The organism is Paenibacillus vortex V453, assembly GCF_000193415.1.
Classification (GTDB): domain Bacteria; phylum Bacillota; class Bacilli; order Paenibacillales; family Paenibacillaceae; genus Paenibacillus_AQ; species Paenibacillus_AQ glucanolyticus.
In genome coordinates this window covers 243,568-264,802 of record NZ_ADHJ01000037.1, presented here as the reverse complement: position 1 = coordinate 264,802, position 21,235 = coordinate 243,568, and the positions used below count along the sequence as shown (strand labels likewise).

The 21,235-nt window shown below is 51.7% G+C and carries 19 protein-coding genes and 2 pseudogenes; 17 read left to right on the top strand and 4 right to left on the bottom strand.

The features are described 5' to 3' along the window. Positions 1-18 precede the first annotated feature (18 nt). From PVOR_RS19000 to PVOR_RS18990, 3 genes and pseudogenes are all read left to right on the top strand, one after another. Positions 19-1,179 carry a Gfo/Idh/MocA family protein gene (locus tag PVOR_RS19000; RefSeq protein WP_006211068.1) on the top strand — a complete coding sequence of 387 codons (1,161 nt, stop codon included), beginning with the start codon at positions 19-21 and terminating at the stop codon, positions 1,177-1,179. 49 nt (positions 1,180-1,228) lie between these two features. Next, positions 1,229-1,960 (top strand): ThuA domain-containing protein, encoded by a 732-nt coding sequence (locus tag PVOR_RS18995; RefSeq protein ID WP_006211067.1) that lies wholly within the window; start codon positions 1,229-1,231, stop codon positions 1,958-1,960. 22 nt (positions 1,961-1,982) lie between these two features. After that, positions 1,983-3,087 (top strand): annotated as a pseudogene (locus PVOR_RS18990) (Gfo/Idh/MocA family protein). A 299-nt stretch (positions 3,088-3,386) separates the two neighbouring features. Here the strand turns inward: PVOR_RS18990 and PVOR_RS18985 are convergent. Continuing rightward, positions 3,387-4,046 (bottom strand): pentapeptide repeat-containing protein, encoded by a 660-nt coding sequence (locus PVOR_RS18985; protein WP_006211064.1) that lies wholly within the window; start codon positions 4,044-4,046, stop codon positions 3,387-3,389. Between the two features lie 81 nt (positions 4,047-4,127). Further along, entirely contained in the window at positions 4,128-5,954 is a 1,827-nt protein-coding gene (locus PVOR_RS18980) for a DUF2334 domain-containing protein (protein ID WP_006211063.1), read from the bottom strand. A gap of 171 nt (positions 5,955-6,125) precedes the next feature. Here PVOR_RS18980 and PVOR_RS18975 point away from each other — a divergent pair, with 171 nt between their 5' ends. The 3 genes from PVOR_RS18975 to PVOR_RS18965 all read left to right on the top strand — a co-directional run bounded on the left by PVOR_RS18975 (position 6,126) and on the right by PVOR_RS18965 (position 8,293). Beyond that, positions 6,126-6,644 (top strand): GNAT family N-acetyltransferase, encoded by a 519-nt coding sequence (locus tag PVOR_RS18975; protein ID WP_006211062.1) that lies wholly within the window; start codon positions 6,126-6,128, stop codon positions 6,642-6,644. Positions 6,645-6,752: 108 nt separating this feature from the next. After that, entirely contained in the window at positions 6,753-7,835 is a 1,083-nt protein-coding gene (locus PVOR_RS18970; protein ID WP_006211061.1) for a redoxin domain-containing protein, read from the top strand. A 101-nt stretch (positions 7,836-7,936) separates the two neighbouring features. Continuing rightward, positions 7,937-8,293, top strand: coding sequence for a hypothetical protein (locus tag PVOR_RS18965; RefSeq protein WP_006211060.1), 357 nt, complete (start codon positions 7,937-7,939; stop codon positions 8,291-8,293). A 96-nt stretch (positions 8,294-8,389) separates the two neighbouring features. Here the strand turns inward: PVOR_RS18965 and PVOR_RS18960 are convergent, their stop codons facing one another. Further along, complete coding sequence (locus PVOR_RS18960) at positions 8,390-9,280, bottom strand: hypothetical protein (protein ID WP_006211059.1); 891 nt, start codon at positions 9,278-9,280, stop codon at positions 8,390-8,392. Between the two features lie 367 nt (positions 9,281-9,647). On the opposite strand from PVOR_RS18960, the gene PVOR_RS31070 reads away from it, so the two are divergent. The 11 genes from PVOR_RS31070 to PVOR_RS18905 all read left to right on the top strand — a co-directional run bounded on the left by PVOR_RS31070 (position 9,648) and on the right by PVOR_RS18905 (position 20,123). Beyond that, the gene (locus tag PVOR_RS31070) at positions 9,648-10,100 is read left to right on the top strand and encodes a WXG100 family type VII secretion target (protein WP_006211058.1); all 453 of its coding nucleotides are present in this window, start codon (positions 9,648-9,650) and stop codon (positions 10,098-10,100) included. Positions 10,101-10,174: 74 nt separating this feature from the next. Continuing rightward, complete coding sequence (locus PVOR_RS31065; RefSeq protein WP_006211057.1) at positions 10,175-10,492, top strand: hypothetical protein; 318 nt, start codon at positions 10,175-10,177, stop codon at positions 10,490-10,492. A 17-nt stretch (positions 10,493-10,509) separates the two neighbouring features. Further along, positions 10,510-10,710 carry a hypothetical protein gene (locus tag PVOR_RS18945; RefSeq protein ID WP_006211056.1) on the top strand — a complete coding sequence of 67 codons (201 nt, stop codon included), beginning with the start codon at positions 10,510-10,512 and terminating at the stop codon, positions 10,708-10,710. Between the two features lie 5 nt (positions 10,711-10,715). Beyond that, positions 10,716-11,021 carry a DUF4176 domain-containing protein gene (locus PVOR_RS18940; protein ID WP_006211055.1) on the top strand — a complete coding sequence of 102 codons (306 nt, stop codon included), beginning with the start codon at positions 10,716-10,718 and terminating at the stop codon, positions 11,019-11,021. A 211-nt stretch (positions 11,022-11,232) separates the two neighbouring features. Next, the gene (locus PVOR_RS18935; RefSeq protein WP_006211054.1) at positions 11,233-13,302 is read left to right on the top strand and encodes a bifunctional rhamnulose-1-phosphate aldolase/short-chain dehydrogenase; all 2,070 of its coding nucleotides are present in this window, start codon (positions 11,233-11,235) and stop codon (positions 13,300-13,302) included. A 122-nt stretch (positions 13,303-13,424) separates the two neighbouring features. Then, entirely contained in the window at positions 13,425-14,690 is a 1,266-nt protein-coding gene (gene rhaA / locus PVOR_RS18930; RefSeq protein ID WP_006211053.1) for an L-rhamnose isomerase, read from the top strand. 78 nt (positions 14,691-14,768) lie between these two features. Beyond that, positions 14,769-16,238 (top strand): rhamnulokinase, encoded by a 1,470-nt coding sequence (locus tag PVOR_RS18925; protein WP_006211052.1) that lies wholly within the window; start codon positions 14,769-14,771, stop codon positions 16,236-16,238. Positions 16,239-16,269: 31 nt separating this feature from the next. Next, complete coding sequence (locus PVOR_RS18920) at positions 16,270-17,046, top strand: DeoR/GlpR family DNA-binding transcription regulator (RefSeq protein ID WP_006211051.1); 777 nt, start codon at positions 16,270-16,272, stop codon at positions 17,044-17,046. A gap of 102 nt (positions 17,047-17,148) precedes the next feature. Continuing rightward, positions 17,149-17,886, top strand: a complete 738-nt coding sequence (locus tag PVOR_RS18915) for a (Fe-S)-binding protein (RefSeq protein ID WP_006211050.1) — start codon at positions 17,149-17,151, stop codon at positions 17,884-17,886. Beyond that, complete coding sequence (locus PVOR_RS18910) at positions 17,873-19,393, top strand: LutB/LldF family L-lactate oxidation iron-sulfur protein (RefSeq protein ID WP_006211049.1); 1,521 nt, start codon at positions 17,873-17,875, stop codon at positions 19,391-19,393. Before PVOR_RS18915 ends, PVOR_RS18910 begins: the two co-directional genes overlap by 14 nt. Further along, a complete protein-coding gene (locus PVOR_RS18905; RefSeq protein ID WP_006211048.1) occupies positions 19,386-20,123 on the top strand; it encodes a LutC/YkgG family protein in 738 nt (245 codons plus the stop codon). Before PVOR_RS18910 ends, PVOR_RS18905 begins: the two co-directional genes overlap by 8 nt. Before the next feature lie 208 nt (positions 20,124-20,331). Here the strand turns inward: PVOR_RS18905 and PVOR_RS18900 are convergent. Further along, positions 20,332-21,187, bottom strand: a pseudogene (locus tag PVOR_RS18900) (SDR family oxidoreductase). Between the last annotated feature and the right edge of the window lie 48 nt (positions 21,188-21,235).

Below are 21,235 nucleotides of genomic sequence, written 5' to 3'. Positions count from 1 at the left end.
TTCAAGGAGGAATGAAAGATGAAACAATTACGTGTCGGCATGATCGGATATAAATTTATGGGCAAAGCCCACAGTAATGCATACCGGAGCCTCCCGATGTTCTTCCCGGAGGCGTTGAAGCCAGAGATGGTAGCGATCTGCGGGCGCAATGTATCGGCAGTGCAAGAAGCGGCGGATCAGCTGGGCTGGCGTGAAAGCGTTACCGATTGGAAGGAGCTTGTGAACCGGGATGATATTGATCTGATCGATATCAATGCTCCAAGCGATGCTCATAAGGAGATTGCCATTGCTGCCGCCAAGGCAGGCAAGCATATATTCTGCGAAAAGCCGCTTGCGTTGACGCTGGCGGATGCCAGAGAGATGCTGCAGGCAGCGGAAGATGCAGGCGTGACCCACATGGTCGGGTTTAACTACAGGTTCTCGCCGGCGGTAAGGCTGGCCAAGAAGCTGGTGGACAGCGGGAGATTGGGCCAGATCTATCATTTCCGCGCTTGGTTTCTTCAGGATTGGATTATGGATCCGCAGTTTCCGCTTGTATGGCGGCTGCAGAAGGAAGTCGCCGGATCGGGTTCACACGGGGATCTCGGCGCCCACCTGATTGACCTTGCACATTATCTGGTTGGCGATATGCAGGAAGTGATCGGGATGAGCGAGACCTTTATCAAGGAGCGTCCGATTGCCAGTGAAATGACAGGGCTAAGTGCAAAAGGAAGTGATGGAGGACCCAAAGGAAAGGTGACGGTGGACGATGCGACGCTGTTCATGACCCGCTTTGAGAACGGGGCGCTGGGCAGCTTTGAGGCGACGCGCTTTGCGGCAGGACATCGAAGCACCAATTCTTTTGAGATCAATGGCAGCCTTGGCAGCGTCAAATTTGATTTTGAACGGATGAATGAGCTGGAGGTTTATTTCACCTCTGACGATGAGGATGTGCAGGGCTTCCGCCGCGTGCTGGCAACCGATCCTGTACATGATTATATGGAAGCGTGGTGGCCGCCCGGACATACAATTGGTTTCGAGCACACGTTTACGCATGAAATTCTGGAGCTGTCCAGCGCCATATCGGAAGGCAGACAGCCCGTGCCGAGTTTCTACGACGGGGTGAAGTGTCAGGCCGTGCTGGAAGCCGTGGATAAATCCATTGAGGAGCGTCGCTGGGTTCAACTGTCAGAAATGTAATTAACTTATTCGACCGACCTGGTCGGACACATAAAAGGGAGTGCTACGTATGAAAAAGGCTTTAATCGTATGGGGCGGCTGGGACGGACATGAACCCGAGCAGGTGGCCGGTATTTTCGCTGAATTGCTGCGTCAGGAACAATATGAGGTTGAGGTATCGGACACGCTTGATGCATTGAATGATGCAAAGAAGCTGCAGGCACTGGATCTGATCGTGCCGGTATGGACGATGGGCGAAATATCGAAGGAGCAGGTGGAGAACGTATCGCTTGCCGTGCAGCAGGGAACCGGTTTGGCGGGCTGTCATGGGGGGATGTGCGATTCATTCCGCAGCAACGTGGATTGGCAATTCATGACCGGGGGCAATTGGGTTGCGCATCCGGGAAATGATGGTGTGAACTACCGGGTAGAGATTAAATCCAGCTCCAGTCCGCTGGTGGAAGGGATGGAGGATTTCACCGTGGCGTCCGAGCAGTATTATCTGCATGTGGACCCGGCAGTCGAGGTACTGGCAACCACCCGTTTTCCGGTTGCGGCAGGACCGCATCTCCTGAACAAAGCGGTTGACATGCCGGTGGCGTGGACCAAACGCTGGGGATACGGACGCGTATATTATAATTCGCTCGGTCATCATGCGGATATCGTCGACATGCCTCAGGTGAAGGAAATGATGCGCAGAGGTTTGCTGTGGGCTGCAGAGGGCAAATCGTTGTACTCTGGCTCGGATATGAGTTTGTTTACGGAAGGTCAAGGATACACAGGCATGGGAGACAGCCAATAAGCGGCAGGAGGAGACTTGGATCATGAAGAAAGTAAAGGTTGGCATTATTGGCTGCGGAAAAATCAGCGGCATTTATATGGAAAATTGCCATAAGTTTGACATTCTGGAGCTGACAGCTTAGCGCGGATATCGATCGTGCCCGTGCCGAGGAGCAGGCAGCCAAGTACAACATCCCGAATGTGTACACCACCGAAGAATTGCTTGCCGATCCGGAGATTGAGCTGGTCATAAACCTGACGATTCCTGCACTCCATGCGAAGATTATGCTGGATGCGCTTCAAGCCGGCAAGCATGTGTACGTTGAGAAGCCGCTGGGTGTTACCCGTGAAGAGGGCAAGGCGGTTCTGGACCTTGCCGAGGCCAAGGGGCTCCGGGTAGGATGCGCACCCGAGACATTTCTTGGATCCGGTATCCAGACGGCTTTGAAGCTGATTCAGGACGGCCGGATTGGCACCCCGATTGCAGCGACCGCGTTCATGATGAGCCGCGGGCATGAGCACTGGCATCCCGATCCTGAATTTTACTACGCTGCCGGTGGCGGTCCGATGTTTGATATGGGACCCTACTACCTGACAGCGTTGGTCCAACTGCTGGGACCTATCCGCAGCATTAGCGGCATGACCGGAGCGGCGCTTACAGAGCGGACCATTACGAGCGAGAAGAAGCACGGACAGAAGATTCGGGTGGATGTTCCTACCCACGTGGCTGGACTCATGGAGTTCTATAACGGCGCCATTGGCACGTTGATTACGAGTTTCGATGCATTTGGCGGCAGCACGCTTCCGAATATTGAGATTTACGGTACGGAGGGCACGATCCTGGTGCCGGATCCGAACGGGTTTGGCGGATCCGTGAAATATCGATTGACCGGTGAAAGCGATTGGACGGAAGAACCTCTGCTTCCTGGATATCACGAGAATACGAGAGGCATCGGTCCGGCCGATATGGCTTATGCTATTCGGAGCGGAAGACCTCATCGTGCCAGCGGAGAGTTGGCCTATCATGTGCTTGAAGCCATGTGGGGATTCCATGATGCATCCGATGAAGGCGAACGGTATGAGATGGCCAGCTCCTGCGACGTCCCGGCACCGCTGCCGCTGGATTTGCAGAAGTACACACTGGATTGAGAATAGAGTGACATTCAAAAAGCGGCTTGCTCCGAAAGGTCATAAGACCTCCGGGGCAAGCCGCTTTATCGTCCGGACGGCTGCCTATTTAAAACGATGCGTGGACCGGGACATGCTTGATCCGTTGTTAAGTATAAAGAGCTCTCGCGGATTTCCCCGGCAGTCCCCATCGGAATCAAAACAAACTGTTCCTCCAAGTTAGGCACCTTGGTGCAGCATTTTCCTTCTGGTCATCCCGATCGCTGCGGGCGGGCAGCAGGGCTGACAATCTACATCCCGCCTGCGAGCATAACGCGCTGTTATTCCTTTACGACAAGACCGAATATTTTGGTTAAAGGAATGGCCTGATGCGGCGAAATGATGCATCCCTGCAGATCCTCCAGCGTAACGCCTATGTTATGGAAGTCCGTACGGCTTAAATCAATCCCTGCCAGCTTCGTGCCGGAGAATTGCGATTGATCGATCTGACAATCCAGAAACTCCACTTTGCTTAATTCAGAATGGTAAAAGTCCGATTTTACAAGGGAGGTGGATTGAAAGGAAACCTGCTTCATGTTAGCAAAGCGAAGCGTGGCGTAATCCCCTGTGCAGTGATTAAACAGCACATTACGGATGGTGGCTGCCGTTAGGTCTAGCCCTAGAATTTTGCAATGATTGAATTGCACGCGGTACATGATAGCCTCGCTGAGATCCACGTTGGATAAGTCGCAATGATTGAACACGATATCTGTAAGTTCGGCGTGGTGGAGGGAGACGTGCTGGAATGTAACGTTATTGAATATCATTTGATCGAACAGAACCTTGTTGGCTGCAACATATGATAAGGTTTCGTCCTGACAGGTGGATTGCTCAAACGAAGCTTCATCGTCGACACCTGCATCGGACAGGATCAAAGGTTCAAGCTGCTTGGGGAGTTTGGGCTTCACGATTTTGACGGGTGCTGAATGGTTGGATGGCATGATCTTTCCTCCAAAATGGGAATAAGGATGATGAACTTCCGGCTAATCGCAGGCTTTATTGTATAGAAGTATATCATGTCCTTAATCCATTGTCCGGTCCTTGAGGTTGATCGCAGCATCCAAAGTTCCGCCAAGAAGCTGGGGCGACCATGCCAGCAGACTGACTCGGCCTTTACCGGTCAGATCGCCAACGAATGGGATCATCTGTTCTCCAGATATCCATGGGCCAAATAGAGCTTCGCGTGGACCGAAGGCGGCTCCCGAGCTGTAGTGAACAGACCAGCTGCCCGTTTTATGATCAACAAGCACCAAATCCTCATACCCGTCGCCATCCACATCACCAAGCCTCACCGACAGCTGCGAGTCGCTCAGGTTATGAGCCGAATACCATATACCGGCATCCAGGAGGTCTCTGCAACTGCTTAGCCAGACCCGACAGGTTCCAGTGGCGGGATTCCAAACGACGAGGTCATCCAGGCCGTCCCCATTCACATCCCCTATGCAGGGAATTTCTCCTTCACGTACAGCAACCTTGTTCTGAATAACAGGAGTAGCAAAGCCGCTCCCGAAACTGTAGGCTATGGCGGCTTTTCCGCTGTGAGGATTCCATAAACATAAGTCATGCCTGCCATCCCCGTCAAAATCACCGGTCAAACACTCCCAGTTCATGACTTCAGCTTCTGACAGCCATGCACCCGCCGGGCATAAGGTGGTGCCTGTGCCAAGGGCAACCTCGCACAATCCAAGCTCCCCATACCACACGGCCGTATCCATCCTTCCGTCCCCATCATAATCCCCTGTCATAGCCGTGCCGCCCGGATGGAGCGGCCAACCCGTCAATAACGGGCGTATGGACAACACGCCGTTATGGAGCCGAAGGGGAGCATCGAATCGAATAGTCGCTATGCACCATAGGTTGTCGGTTTCACTTCGAATAAATAACTGATCTGGCTGCCGAATTCTTTTGGCAAGCAGCAATGTCGGGTGCTTGATTGTGAGTTTATTCAGCAAACCGCTCTCCCTGAAATCCGGTATGAACGGGGTCAGCGACGTTAGGGGGACAAAGGATTTATGCTCCTGTTTGAAGGACCGAATGATTCTTCTGAGGGGCGAGTTCGGATCATAATGCACAGTACCGTTAGCACGAAGGTGAATATATGAGAATTCGAGATACGGGTGGTAGAAAAATGACGCGAGATCCTTCCCGCCCGTATAGTCCTTTATGGTTTGCCCGATACGAGCTACATCTTCTTCGATGTTGTCACCTGCAACGTAATAGAGCGGGGTAGGTACATAGAGGGTTCCGTTCGAGAATGGATCGTCAGGGTCGAGTTTGAGTACAGGCGTCCTCGCATCCGGTGCGGAAGGCGGGGATTCATATAGAATGCCGTTACAGATCTCGATGATATGCCGTTGGACGGGGGAAGCAGTATAGTGGGGAGTTTCGAACCAGCCGGCGGCCAGATCGGCAGCTCGGAAGGCATTCTCGGCCAGCTGAACCCGCTGATACGCATAGGATTGCTGAAGCTGCAGGAGAGACGTGATAGCATCGGACCGATCATCGGGGGGACAATTGGCGCTGCAATCGGGATAGGCAAACTCGAACCCGTCTCCGCTGACCGAGTCCTCGTATTGATGCGTATATCCGTGCATGCCGAGCGAGGCTCCAAGAGTGAGCAGCGTTCTGAGCATAAGGACAAAACGAAGAGAAACATCATTTTCCGCATCGGTTATAGACCGGTCAATACCCTGTGCTGGATCGACATAACGCGGGATGACCGCAAGATGGAAGGGGATTCCTTCATTATGTAGGAACTGAGCGATGACAAGTAATTTGGCTTGTTGTTCCTCACTCTCGTAATTTCCTCCTGGCCCGATATCTTCAAGGCGTATTAGTGCTTTATTCATTCAGATGTGCTCCTTTCCCGGATACACTGGATCGTAATGCGGAGTATATCCATATATTTATGCGGGGACGGTGCACCGTGCCATTTCTGAGGAACGGTGTTGCACGAAAAAGAGGATCAAATGACTGTCAAGCGAATACAAAGAGAAGAAAAAACGAGCAGGAGGAAGAACATGCAGATCAGATACGCTAATGAACATGACGCTGAAGGTATTGCCAAGGTGCATGTGGACAGCTGGAAAACAACCTATCAGGGAATTGTGGACGATCGCTTCTTACAAGCGCTGTCTGCCGCCGATCGTGTAGAGGGCTGGCGCTGGAAGCTGGCGAACATGCCGGAGGACGAGCAGCTGCTTGTCGTGGCCGATGAAGACGGAAAGGTGTACGGGTTTATGTCTTACGGCACAGAACGCGAGCAGAAGATGCCTCATGAAGGAGAACTTTACGCCGTCTATCTGTTGGAAGAGATTCAAGGGCAAGGCTATGGAAACCAACTGTTTGCCAGGCTGAAAGAGTATTTGAATATGAAGGGATACACATCCTTATTGGTCTGGGTACTTGAAGGCAATTCGGCAGAACACTTTTATAGACATAAGGGCGGACAGGAACAGAAACGAAAAGAGATTGTCATCGGCGGGAAAACCCATACCGAGATTGCATTGCTGTGGGATTCCATTGACAAGATCACATAATTCAGGCAATCCCCTTAAAGTTTACATCCGTGCGGCAATCTACTATGATTAACATATATACCCCTGTGGGTAATTATTAATCCTTGTCATATCGTAGGAGGTTCGCATTTGAGTATTATTCCCATAGGTCCTTTGATGATCAGGGCAGATATCGTTCTCTTCCTTATCTGTGCTGCGGCCGGGCTTGCCGCACTCCGAATCCGCTTGCACCAGGAGCCGCAGCGGGAATGGGTTCTTGACACTTTTTTGACTACGCTGATCATTGGTTTTATCTCGTGGAAATTCGGCATGCTGCTGTTTGATCCAATCCGAACCCTTCAGCATCCGACGTCCCTTATTTATATGACGGGTGGAACCCGAGGCATCTGGCTGGGGTGCATCCTTGCGCTTCTCTATGTTGGTCTTCGATGGAATAAGAGCAGGGTAAATTCGGGTCTGCTGCTCAAGTCGGCTATGTTGTCGGCATTCGCGAGCGGACTGGCAGGATCGATGTTTCAGTGGCTGTGGGCGGATGGAGCGAGTGTAACAATTTCGTTGTTCTACATTGTATTGTTCGGTGTTCTGCTTATCCTGAGCTGGCTTCAATTCCAGAAGCCGCTAACCCATTACCTCACGCTCGGTTTAGGGAGGAACAGGGCTGTGCTGCTTCTCATGTCAGCTCTGTTCATATGGGTAATCTATGACTTTGCCTCCAATTCGGCCAGCGAGCGAGAAGCCGACGCTCCGAGTCAAGGAGAACAAGCGGATCATATTATCGAGGGCTTGAAGCCAGGACTTCGCGCACCGGACGTCGCACTCCTGAACCTGGAAGGACAGGAGGTAAAGCTGTCGGATTATCGCGGCCAAACGGTTCTTCTTAACTTTTGGGCATCCTGGTGCCCGCCTTGCAAGGTAGAAATGCCATATATGCAGGATTTTTACGATAAGCATCAAGACGAAGACGTTGTGATTCTGGCAGTTAATATGACGCATCTGGAAACTAACATGAGCGAGGTGCAGGCTTTTGTCGAGCAGAACAGTTTAACCTTTCCTGTTCTATATGACCGGAACGGGGAGAACACAAAAAGCTATGAGGTCGTAGCCTATCCGACTACCTATGTGATATCGCCAAACGGTATCATTTCGGAGCGGTTTCAAGGGGCGATAAACGAAGATCTGATGGAACAAGCCTACCGTAAAGCGCGTGAATAAGCAGGGTGAAAAGGCGGAATTTTGGCTTTGTGGACATTTATCTCTGCCGACTTCCCTCCAGCAGGAATATAATACACAAACGCTTGGGAGGGGGAAAAAAAGTGCAACCAATACCAATATCGGCAGACGGATGCAGAAATTACGTCGGCAAATCCATCTGCGCTGTCATGCATGATGGAACTGAAGTCGTGGGGACTATTCGCGGTGTACATGATCGAGGCCTCGAACTCGAATTTGCGAACCCATCCGCATATATATTGTCCACAAAAGGCAAAAAAGGCAAGAAGTCTTCAAAGTCAGCTAAAAATGGTGCGCAAACATCCGCATTTGCACCATATGGCTACGGCGGTGGCTATGGCTATGGCGGTGGATACGGAAGAGGATACGGCTGGGGAGGCAATGTATTTGCTTGGGAAGCCATCGCTCTGTTATTCCTCATTCCATTCTTGTTTATCTAAAATAGAGAAAGAACACGTGATCACCGGCAGATGATGTTTTATATAGAAGAGACAGGGCATGGGATATCCCAGCGCTGTCTCCTTTTTAATTCCGGATTATATATTTCGGGCATGGGAGCTGAGTAGGGCTGAAGCCGAAGCATTGGTTTGTCTCAGGAGCCATATGACAGGAGTAAATGCGATGAGAAAACAGCTTCCGGCCAGAATCGGAAGTAAAGACCATTCGGCAATGGAATAACCGAGAAGCGTTTGCCAGCCGATGGCAACCAATCCAAGGAGATAAGCGATGCCACTCATATGGATGAGTATCGGTTTGGCTGCAGGATTGAAGGATTTTCTCAAGGACAGCCATGCTACGAATGGGATTGCTTGAAGAGCATGAAAGCCTAACCCATGGAGCCAGATGATGTTACCGCCGATTCCGGTGAAGCGTCCAGCATTGATGGATATCCATATGCCGGCTGCAAACGAAATCAGCACCGCGATCATGGCATAACGAATGCCAAGCACAAGCTCAGGGTGTGCTTTCATCGCCTGTTTCCGGAAGTACTGAAGCCCAAAAATCAGATAGAGTATCAAGAGCAGTAAAGCCACGGCGGAGAAAGAAATCGCTATGACCACATCAAAGGCGGAACCGTTCTGAACGAACCTCGGATTGACACCGCGGAAATTTTGTACCGTCTCGGCAAAATAGGAAAACAAAACGAGAAAAATATAACAGCAGCGGAAGATGGACTTGCTTCTCGGTCGTAAACCGGATACCGGCAAGATCGCTGCGGTTGAAATCGTGAATATTCCCAGCGCCGCAGTAAAGGAAATTGCTTTGGAGACATCGCCATCGGGGGCGACAGGTCCTCCATTCAGCAGGACCCATATCCCGCAAAATCCGGCTAATAAGAAGCCGATCAGCCCTGCAAGCATAAGCCAGGTCTCCTGCTTATACAATTTGACAAATTGGTTGGTTGTTCCGTGTGAAGGTTGATTCATAATGATTAACATCCTCTCCGTAATGATGAATTGCTTATAATTTACAGGAGAAAGGCTGCCTTATTAACGGGCTGGGGATGTAATCAATTACCGTACCTGGGAATGGTTCCTATCTGGGCTTAAGGAGGGGATAGGGGATAACGGAGGGGATGGTGGTGCAGGAATTAAAGCTTAGCCAGTGCTAAATAACTAATATGAGCAGCCTAGAAATGAACCCTTCGCTTGATTGTTCCTTTCCTGAATACCTACTAAAATTGAAAAATGTGGTTATTCACTTGAAGGATCGGTTAATAGTGTAAGGATTTGAAATTTGTATTTGGACTGCCTAACGAGAACGGGCAGCATGACAGAAGGGGCGTCATTTTTTATGTCCAATCGAATTTTGGTTACACCCGAGCAACTGGAGCAGGTCTCGGCACAATTTGCTCAGTCTGGTCAACTAAGCAGTGACATGGTGGAGCGGCTTCAGCAAAGTATTCATGAAATGGAAGGCCAATGGCAGGGGATGACCCGGGAACGTTTTTACGGGGATTATCAGCAGGCCAGATCTATCATGATCCAGTTTGTCGAAAGCTTACATAAGATTTCAACTGAACTGAAGCAAATCTCTGGCAAATTCCGTACTACGGATGAAATGGTGAATGGTGCCGCCATGGGAGGTACAGCTGCGGTTGCAGGTATCCTGGCCGGGACAGCGGCAGCCGGTGCTGTGGGCAGCGCAGCTTATGCAGCCAAGACCTCGAACGCCGCCGTAAAAGACTCCAATCCTGTACTGGATAAGGCTATCGAAGGCTTTAGTCGCAGAAGGGCAGCGCGGTAAGCAATAAAGAGAATGGCTGGTATGCGAATGCCATAAACGGCAGTGCCAGCGCAAGCCTTCACGAAGGAGCTCAAATGAGCGGATCGATCGTTGAAGCGGGCTTTGACACCGCCTATGCCAACGGATCGGTCAGCTTGATGAGTGCTGAGCTTGGAGCCTCCGTGGAAGATGGAACACTTAGTGTCGGTGCAGAAGGAACCATCACCAAATATGAAGGAGGCTTTAAGGTTCCGCTGCCTTGGAGCGATAAATCGCTGAATATCGGAGGATCGGCATCACTCGGCGTTGTCGGAGGATCCGCAGAAATCGGTGAGAGTGGCGTGCGTTTCCATATTCCAATAGGTCCAGGCATCAGCCTGTTCGGATTGGGCGGATCTGTATCGGTTAAGTAAAAGGAGGCAGAGTGCCGATGAACGATAGACAGAGGAAGTTCAAATACATAATGACGGTCATTGGCATAGTAGGCGTGCTCGGCACGGTTGTTCCCAATTTACTGAATGCGGAATATGCGGCCGCGGAAAAGGCAGTGATCTGTATATCCTACCTGGTGGGAGTCCCGCTTGTAGTTTCGTTGGTTTATTGGGCAGGCAAAAACATAATGAAGGGTTGATAATCATGGAACAGCAGCTGCTGCCGATAGGCTCGGTGGTCAAATTCAAGGAATGGGGTCAGACGCTGATGATATATGGGCGGATGCAGAATGACTCCAAGACGTTGAAGCGTTGGGATTATGTCGCCTGCTTCTACCCTCATGGCAATCTGACGAAGGATTCCAACATCTTTTTTAACCATGAGGATATATCGGAGGTTGTATTTAGGGGATATATTAACGACGATGAAATCGCATTTCGCGATGCGCTGATTGAAGGGATTGAAAAAGCTGATCAAATGGCGCAATCCGCAGGCGCGGATAAATCATAGCTCTATTACACAGCAGCTCGGTATGGAGGCATCTCCAGCGGAGCTGCTTTTTTTTGTTTTCAGAGGAACGTGTATTAAATAACAAAACAAAAAAAACAGATAAATGATCTTTGTTTATTTTTGAAAAACACACTATTCAAACATAAACGGAAATGTTAATATAGGAATCAAATGAAAGCAAATTCATATGGTCAATCGGAGGGGAAACTTCATGGTTCAGAGCTTATGGGAACAATCTACAGCGCAGCAGACACAAAATACATTGGATGAGCTTGTATACCGTTCCAATTTGATTGGGGCGGATCGGCGCGTCTGCAATTGGGGCGGCGGCAACACATCCAGCAAAACCACGATTCAGGATTTCCGAGGCAAAGATGTAGAGGTCATGTATGTGAAGGGCAGCGGCTCCGACCTTGCAACCATGAAATCGGGCAATTTCACAGGCTTGCGACTGGAGGATATTCGGCCATTGTTCGAGAGGGAATCGATGTCCGATGAGGAAATGGTGGCTTATCTGGGCCACTGCATGGTGGATGCCAAGCATCCTCGCGCTTCCATTGAAACGCTGCTGCATGCGTTCTTGCCGTTCCGGCATGTGGATCATACGCATCCCGATGCCATCATCAGCTTATGCTGCGCTCATAACGGCAAGGAACTGGCCCAAGAAATCTTTGGCGACCGATTCGTATGGGTTCCGTATGTACGACCCGGGTTCACACTGTCGAAGATGATTGCGGAAGGGGTGCTGGCGAATCCCCAAGCTGAGCTTGTTCTCATGGAGAAGCACGGTCTCGTAACCTGGGGAGATACCTCTGAGGCATGTTATGCGCAAACAATTCGTATCATTAGCGAAGCAGAGGCTTTCATCGAAGCCCGAGTTAACAACGACAAGCTGTTTGGCGGGCGCAAATTTGCCCCGTTGGCCTCTGAGGTACGCCGCAGCATTGCGGCAGAGGTGATGCCTGCCGTTCGTGGTGCTGTGAGTGACGTCAAGAAGATGATCCTGTCTTTTGACGATCAGGACGATGTGCTGGACTTTGTCGGCGGCAGCGATGCCCCCAAGCTATCCCAGGTCGGAGCGGCATGCCCAGACCATCTGGTCCATACCAAGGTTGTTCCCCTCTTCATCGATTGGACACCGGATGCTGACGATGTGGAAGGCCTTAAGGCGAAGCTGATTGAAGGCATTGCAGACTACAAAGAGCAGTATAAAGCGTACTTTGAACGAAACCGCCATGAAGGTGATGTTATGTTCGAAGCAGCTCCGCGCGTCATTCTTATTCCTGGAATCGGGATGATTAATACCGGCAAGAGCTGGGCAATGTCGCAAGTCAGCGGTGCCCTGTACCATCGGGCGATTGCGGTTATGCGGGGGGCGACGGCACTGGGTGATTTTGTGTCCCTGAGCGAGAATGAATCTTACAATGTAGAGTACTGGCCGCTTGAGCTGTACAAATTGTCCCTCGCTCCTGCCGAGACGGAGTTCTCCCGTCAGGTTGCCTTCGTCACAGGCGGGGCAGGCGGGATCGGCAGTGCAACGGCCCGTCGATTGGTGTCCGGGGGAGCGCATGTTGTGCTGGCCGATTTAAATTTAGAAGGAGCGCAGCAGGTTGCCGAGGAGATTAATGCAAAATACGGAGATCATCGGGCGTTTGCTGTTAAAATGGATGTAACCGATGAAGAGGCGGTTCAACGCGCCTATCGTGAAACGGCAATAACCTATGGCGGCGTTGATATCATTATCAATAACGCGGGCCTTGCAACATCCAGTCCGTTTGATGAGACTAGCCTGAAGGAATGGAACCTGAACATGAACGTTCTGGGGACGGGGTATTTCCTTGTAGCCCGAGAAGCCTTTAAATTAATGAAGGTACAGGGCGTCGGCGGAAGCATGGTGTTTGTTGGCTCGAAAAACTCCGTCTATGCCGGGAAAAACGTGACCGCATACAGCTCCGCGAAAGCACTGGAGGCGCATCTGGCCCGCTGCATTGCTGCTGAAGGCGGGGAATACGGAATCCGAGTCAACACGATTCTGCCTGACGCGATTCTGCAAGGGTCTGCAATATGGAACTCGAACTGGAGAAATGAGCGGGCGGCAGCCTATGGAATTGAACCGGATCAACTGGAGGAGCATTACCGTAAACGCACGACTCTTCTTGTGAATATATATCCGCAAGACATTGCCGAAGGCATTGCTTACTTCGCTTCTTCGAGATCCTCGAAGACAACCGGCTGCATGCTGACCATTGACGGCGGAGTGCCGGCTGCATTTACTCGTTAATTTGGATAGAAGCACATGCACATACGCGATCCACAAGGAATCATGATGATATCATATTTCATATAATCGGGCGCTGGGTCTCTTATGACCCGGCGATCCTCATTCAAGCGGGGGGTTATGAGATGAGGCAGGATGTTGCAAGGAATTATGAAGAAGCGAAAAAGCTCTATGAGCAGCATGGCATCCAGGTAGATGAAATCTTGACGGAGCTTGAACGTATCAAAATCTCCATCCATTGCTGGCAAGGAGACGATGTTCGCGGATTTCTGTTCCGGGATCAGGAGCTGTCTGGCGGGATTTCCGTAACCGGCGAGTATCCCGGCGCAGCAGGAACGCCGGAGCAGCTTCGGGCCGATCTGGAAAAAGCGATGTCGCTTATTCCGGGATCGCATAAGGTGAACCTCCATGCCATATATGCGGACACCGAGGAATCGGTGGATTTGGATCAGCTGGAGCCCAAGCATTTTCAGTCCTGGGTGGATTGGGCCAAAGTACAGGGAATCGGGCTTGATTTTAATCCAACCTGCTTCTCCCACGACAAGTCGAGGGACGGTTTTACGCTAAGCCATGCCGATCCGGCTATTCGCCAATTCTGGATTGACCATTGCAAGGCTTCACGCAGAATCGGGGCTTATTTTGGTGAACAGCTGGGTCAGACCTGCGTGACCAACATCTGGATCCCGGATGGTTATAAAGACATACCGGTTGATCGTTTAGCGCCCAGACAACGGCTGAAGGCATCGCTGGATGAGATTTTTGCCGAGGAGATCAATCCAGACTGGAACCTCGATGCCGTAGAGAGCAAGCTGTTCGGGTTGGGCTCCGAGGCTTACGTTGTCGGCTCCCATGAATTTTATATGGGGTACGGCATTCAGAATAATAAGCTGATTTGCCTTGACGCAGGTCATTTCCACCCAACCGAAGGCATTGCCGGAAAGCTGTCCTCACTCGCGCTCTTTACGGAAGGGCTCCTCCTTCATGTAAGCCGGCCGATGCGGTGGGACAGTGACCATGTTGTCATTATGGATGATGAGTTAATTGAAATTGGACGCGAGCTTGTGCGTAATGACTTGCTTGGTGTCACCCATATCGGGCTGGACTTTTTCGATGCAAGCATTAACCGCATTGCCGCTTGGGTTATCGGTACTCGCAATACGATTAAGGCGCTGCTTCGTGCCAAGCTCGAACCGACCGAGACGCTGAAGCAAGCCGAGCTTGAGGGTGATTACACAACCCGTCTTGCGTTTATGGAAGAGTTTAAATCCTATCCCTTTGGAGCGGTGTGGGATTACTACTGCGAACGCATGGGGGTACCCGTCAGGGAAGAATGGTTATCCGAAGTGAAGCGGTATGAGCAGGACGTATTACTGAAGCGCTTCGGGTCATAAGTAGAGCAGGATCATTTTTTATGCAATCATCGTTGTGTCGGGCAGTGGAAATTGATCTGACAAGGAGGCTAGAGAACGTTGAGCGTTCTTGCATTTGATATTGGAGCAAGCAGCGGAAGAGCTATGCTGGGGCAGTTAAGCAGCCGAACCATTGAAGTGAAGGAAATCCACCGATTTCCGAATGACCCTGTTCGAGTTGGCAACCGCTTACAATGGGACGTTCTCCGGATTTATCATGAGATGAAGCAGGGCTTGCTGCGGGCGAAAGGGCAGCACGGACTGCCGACAAGCATAGGCATCGATACCTGGGCGGTGGATTACGGTCTTGTGGATCGGAATGGCGAGCTTATGACGAATCCGTATCATTATCGCGATACGCACACGGACGGTGTGATGGAACAGGTCATGAAAAGCGTGCCGCCTTCCGAGATTTTTGAACGGACGGGGATTCAGTTCCTCCCGTTTAACACCATTTATCAGCTGGCCTCAATCCGGCAGCAGAAGCCTTATCTGCTTCAAGAAGCGGAGCGGTTCTTGATGATTCCCGATCTGCTGCGCTACTTCTTGACCGGTGAGATGGCTAATGAGTTTACGAATGCTACCACGACGCAGCTGTATAATCCGGTTTCAGGCAGCTGGGATCATTATCTGATGAATTCTTTGCATATACCTCATGGGATGTTTCATCCAGTCGTTCAACCCGGCACCCCCGTTGGATCTTTGAGATCTTCCGTAACAGAGGAGCTGGGGATCGCGTCCGTTCCGGTTTATACGGTTGCCGAGCATGATACGGCATCCGCCGTGGTGGCGGTACCGGCACTGGATCGGTCATTTGCTTACTTAAGCTGCGGTACCTGGTCGTTGATGGGAACAGAGGTGGAGCAGCCTGCCATTCATGAACGGGCCAGAGAGCTGAACTTCACGAATGAGGGAGGGGCATACGGTACTTACCGGCTGCTCAAGAACATCATGGGTCTGTGGATTCTGCAGGAGTGCCAGCGGACCTGGGAGCGGGAAGGGTTATCCTACTCGTACCCCGAATTGGTTAAGATGGCGGATGCAGCACCTGCTTTTGCATGTTTCATTGATCCGGACGATCCCTTATTCCTCCCGGCTGGAGACATGCCGAAGCGGGTAAGGGAGTATGCGGCTCGCACCAACCAGCGCATTCCGCAAGGTGAAGGTGCCATCGTGCGCTGCATCATGGAGAGTTTGGCCATGCAGTACCGTTATGTGCTGGATTTGACCGAGGAATTGTCCGGACAGAAATTTCAAGGGTTGCATATGGTAGGCGGTGGCATTCATAATGAAACATTATGCCAGTGGACGGCGAATGCCATCGGCAAGCCTGTATGGGCTGGACCTGTAGAGGGCAGCGCCATTGGCAATATGGCTGTGCAGTGGATTGCACAGGGCGAGTTGTCCGATATATGGGAGGCTCGTGCCGTTATTAGGGAATCATTCCCGGTCAAGACTTACGAGCCCGAGGATACTCCACTATGGGAGGATGCCTGTGGTGTGTTTGGTCAGCTGACCCGGAAGAGATAGAATATATCGAATAGTAAGGATGGGCGGTAATATGCTGGTTGCAGAACGATATGAGAAAATAGTACAGTTGGTCAACGAAAGAGGGAGCATCCGCGTCTCCGAGCTGAGTCAGCTATGCGGCGTAACGGAGGAAACGATTCGCCGTGACCTTGACAGGCTGGAGCAAGCAGGACGCCTGCGCCGTTCCCATGGAGGGGCGGTTAGTGTGAAGGATCAACCGGAAATTCAGCGCTCGCAGCCGGAGATACCGTATGCTGAACGGGAAATCATGAATGCGCTGGAGAAGCAGCGCATTGCGGAGGAAGCGGTCAAGCGAATCCATCCGAATGACCGTATCTTGCTTGATGCCAGCTCAACGGCCTGGTATATGGCAAAAATCATACCGGATATTCCGATTACGGTATTGACGAATTCAATCAAGGTGGCTGCCGAGCTAAGCACCAAGGAGCGCGTCCAGGTTATATCTACCGGCGGCATTCTGGCACACCGCTCGTTGTCCTTTGTCGGTCCGCTTGCGGAACGCTCTCTTGATGCTTATTACGTGGATAAAGCCTTTCTGTCCTGCAAGGGCGTGCACCTGGACAGGGGACTTAGCGAATCCAACGAGCTTCAGGCCAGAATAAAGCATAAAATGATTGGAATGACGGATGAGACCATTGTGCTTGCCGATGCCAGCAAATTCGGTGCTCAGGCTTTTGCCCAGGTGGCCGACTTGTCTCAAGTGAATCTGATTATTACGGATAGGAGATTAACGGAAGAGGAAGCCGATCCTTATCGAGCTTTAGGCATCACCATTCAATCTGTGTAGAGCAGCGAATGGACATCAACATTGGAATCCCCCCGAGGTCGGGGGGTTCTTGCCAGAGACCGATCAATCGGTCCATATCCTGATGATAGCGGGGTGAAAATCATGAAGATTTCGTTGTTTGTTACTTGCCTCAGTGATGCCTTGTTCCCGCGGGTGGCTGAATCCATGGCAAGGCTGCTGGCCAGGTACGGTGTTCATTTGGAATTCCCGGAAATTCAGACCTGCTGCGGTCAGCCGGCCTATAACAGCGGTTACTGGGAGGATGCACGAATAAGCGCGAGGACGATTCTCGACGCTTTCGAAGATAGTGACTTCGTTGTTTCCCCTTCCGGTTCCTGCACCTATATGATTCATCATTATCCGGATCTGTTCAAGGACGATCCCCTCTACCTGAAAAAAGCGAAAGCGCTTCAATTCAAATCCTATGAGTTTACCCAGTTCCTTGTCGATGTGCTCGGTGTGACTGATGTGGGAGCCGTTTATCCGCAAAAGGTAACCTACCATCCCTCCTGTCACGGCAGCCGTCTGCTGGGCGTTAAGGATGAACCGATGAAGCTGTTGAATCAGGTGAAGGGGCTGGAGCTTGTACCGCTGCCTTTTGCAGAGGATTGCTGCGGGTTCGGAGGCACGTTTGCCGTGAAGATGGCGGATATTTCGGGAGCCATGGTCACCGAGAAAAGCGATCATGTGCTGGAGACGGAAGCGACCGTGCTGGTCGGTCTTGATATGGCCTGCCTGATGAATATTGCCGGCAATTTGCGTCATCGGGGCGAGAAGGTGCAGGTCAAGCACTTGGCCGAACTTCTGTACGAGGGGGTGAGCGTGCATGAACACAGCTGAATCGAAAGCGCATTCGGTTAAGGAACGTGCAGGTTACGCTCTGAACAACGAATTTCTGCGCAATGCGGTGAAGTTTACAACAGAGCGGCTGCGGCTTGGCAAAAAGCTGGCGTCGGAGGAGCATGGTAACTGGGATGAGTGGAGGGAGCGAGGACGTCAAATCCGGCTTCATACCATCGCTCACCTGGATTACTATTTGAATGAGTTTGCTGAACAGGCCAGGGCGAACGGGGCTCATGTCCACTTTGCGGAGACGGCGGAGGAAGCGGTCGCGCTATCCCTGCAGATCGCGGAGCACAAGTCCGCCAAGTCCGTCGTAAAGTCCAAATCGATGGTGTCCGAGGAGCTGCATTTGAACAAAGCACTGGATTCCATCGGCGTGGAGGCCGTGGAAACGGACCTCGGCGAGTACATTATTCAGCTTGCGGATGAAACCCCATCCCATATCATCATCCCTGCGATCCACAAGAACCGTTATCAGATCGCAGAGCTTCTGTCTGAGGAGGCGGGCGAAACGCTGCCGCCCGACACGGCGATCATGGCAGGTTTTGTACGAATGAAGCTGCGCGAGAAGTTTCTCGAAGCGGATATTGGCATGACGGGCTGTAATTTTGCAATTGCCGAGACGGGATCGATGGTATTGTTCGAGAACGAAGGCAATGCCCGGATGGTGACCACCGTGCCCAAGACGCAAATAACGCTTATGGGAATGGAGCGGATCATCCCGTCATGGGCTGACCTGGAAGTGATGGCCACCTTGCTCCCGCGGTCAGCGACCGGCCAGAAGCTGACAGTCTATATGTCTGGAATCAGTGGTCCCAAGAGAGAGCTGGACGCCGATGGACCTGATGAAATGCATATTATCATCATCGATAATGGGCGTTCTCTCCAGCTCGGCGATCCGGAATTCCAGGAGCTGCTCAACTGCATTCGCTGCGGCGCATGCCTGAACGCCTGTCCCGTATATCGCCATATTGGCGGTCACGCATACGGAGGCACCTACAGCGGTCCGATCGGTGCCGTATTGACTCCGGCGTTAAACAAGAATGTCGCGGAATGGGATGATATCGCCAACGCATCGAGTCTGTGCGGAGCATGTTATGAGGCATGTCCTGTGAAGATTCCGCTCCACGATATGCTGGTATCCTTACGGCGAAGAAAGATTGAGGCCGGACGGGGTGACAAGCTGGAAGCCATGGGGATGAAGGGCTTCTCCGCGATAATGGGTAATGCCAAACGTTATCGCAGCGTGGTATCCCTGGGGAAATGGGGGCAGAAGTTTGTCGTTCGAAACGGGGAGATTCGGACACGGATCGGCCCGTTGAAAGGATGGAACTCGTACCGAGTGACCCCGAGTCTTCCTAAGCAGTCCTTCCGGGATCGGTGGCCGGAGATGGAGCGGGATATCCGCCGAACCTCCGGGCAGATGGAGCCTGAAATCGCAAACCGATTGAAGGAACGGCTTCAGCAGCAGAAGTCGCGAAAGGGGGAGGACTCCCATGGGTAACCATGCAGACGGCGGGTGGTTAAGCCAACTGGAAGAACGCTCGCGCAAGAAACAGGAGTTGTTCATGGATGGGATTGCCGCGAAGCTGGGAAGAGACCGCGTTCGGTCAGCTCCGGAGCATCCTTTTCGCGGTGCGCCTGATTTCTGGCATGAATTCCAGTGGCCGCTGGAAGAGAAGATTACGCAATTTACCGCGAACTTTGAAGCGGCCGGAGGCCATGCGGTCAGGGTAAGCAATCGTGAAGAGGTAAGACGGTTTATTCGAGATAAGGCACTGGAGATGAGTGCGGCCACGATTCTTCGTCAACGGGAAGAGGCTCTGGACCTTTTAGAACTTGAAAAGAGTTTGCCGGAGGCCATGATTCTCTCCTGGAACAAAGCTGCCGACACGGACTGGAGAGCTGTCGCCGCGAAGGCCGATTTTGGCGTGGTGATGGCTGATTATGCAGCGGCCTACACGGGTTCGATTACGGTGAAATCTGCCCCGCATAAAGGAAGGTCGGTCAGCCTGCTGCCCACGGTGCTGATTGCCGTCATTCCTGTCGATCGGATGTATACCCGTTTAGGCGAGATTCTGGTTCAGTTTGATCAAGGCGGACGTGAGCAGCTTCCTGCCGGCATCCATTTCATCTCGGGTCCCAGCCGTTCTGCCGATATCGAGAATGATCTGACGATCGGCGTTCACGGACCCGGCATCGTCTATGCCGTACTAGTAGATTCTTATGAGTAATCATTAGATAAACAATAAGCCCCTTGCCTGGAATAGGAATGTTTATACTCCAGGCAAGGGGCTGTTTAGCATGTCGGAATTCTATCATTTTCAGGCGAAGGTAAAAATTTCGGTAGCTGCAAGAAGAACATCCCCCCAAGCGGGTTCTGTTTTTCCGCAAGCACGTCGATGGTAGTTTACTCGGTCGCTCGTTGTTTTTTTTGTGAGATTATTTTCCTTTTCGCGTCAGCTCGGCCAGTCGATCCCACTGCTCATGGGTTACTTCTGACAGGTCATTGAACTGGCCTGCACCCCTCAGCCATTCGCCGCCATCAATGGTGATGACGTCCCCATTAATATAGCCGGCATAATCCGAGATGAGAAAGGCGGCCAGGTTGGCCAATTCCTCCGCGTCGCCAACGCGTCGCAGGGGGAGTGCGGTCGATCATTTTCTGCTCAAGCTCCGGCGTCGGCGATAATCTTGACCATGCGCCTTCAGTTGGGAACGGTCCGGGCGCAATGGCTACTTGACGAATACCGTATGAGGCCCATTCCACAGCTAAGGATCGGGTAAGAGCGAGCACTCCCGCTTTCGCAGCTGCGGAAGGGACCACGTACCCTGAGCCTGTTGAAGCGTAGGTAGTGACAATGTTGAGCATCGTTCCGTTTTTCCCCTGCTCGATCCAGCGCTTGCCAACCTCAAGGGTCGTGTAGAAAGTTCCATGAAGCACGATATTTAACACAGCATCCACCGCTCGTGGCGAAAGACGTTCAGTCGGGCTGATAAAATTGCCAGCCGCATTGTTCACAAGCACATCAATGCCTCCATAATGCAATTCTGCTGCATCGACTAGTGCTGTGATCTGCGCAGGATCCCGTACATCACAGGTCTGATGCCATACCTCGCATCCCAATTGCCTTAGCTCATCAGCCGTCTGCTGCAGAACCTCCTCCCGGCGTCCGCATATGGCCAGCTTGGCGCCAAGCTGTGCGAACTTCTCGCCCATGGCACGTCCCAGTCCGGTTGCGCCTCCTGTGATCAATACGACTTTGTTTTGAAGTAAATCGTCGGTGAATGGTCCCATCGATTATTCTCCTTTCAAGCAGTGATGAAAATAACAGAACGAATAAGT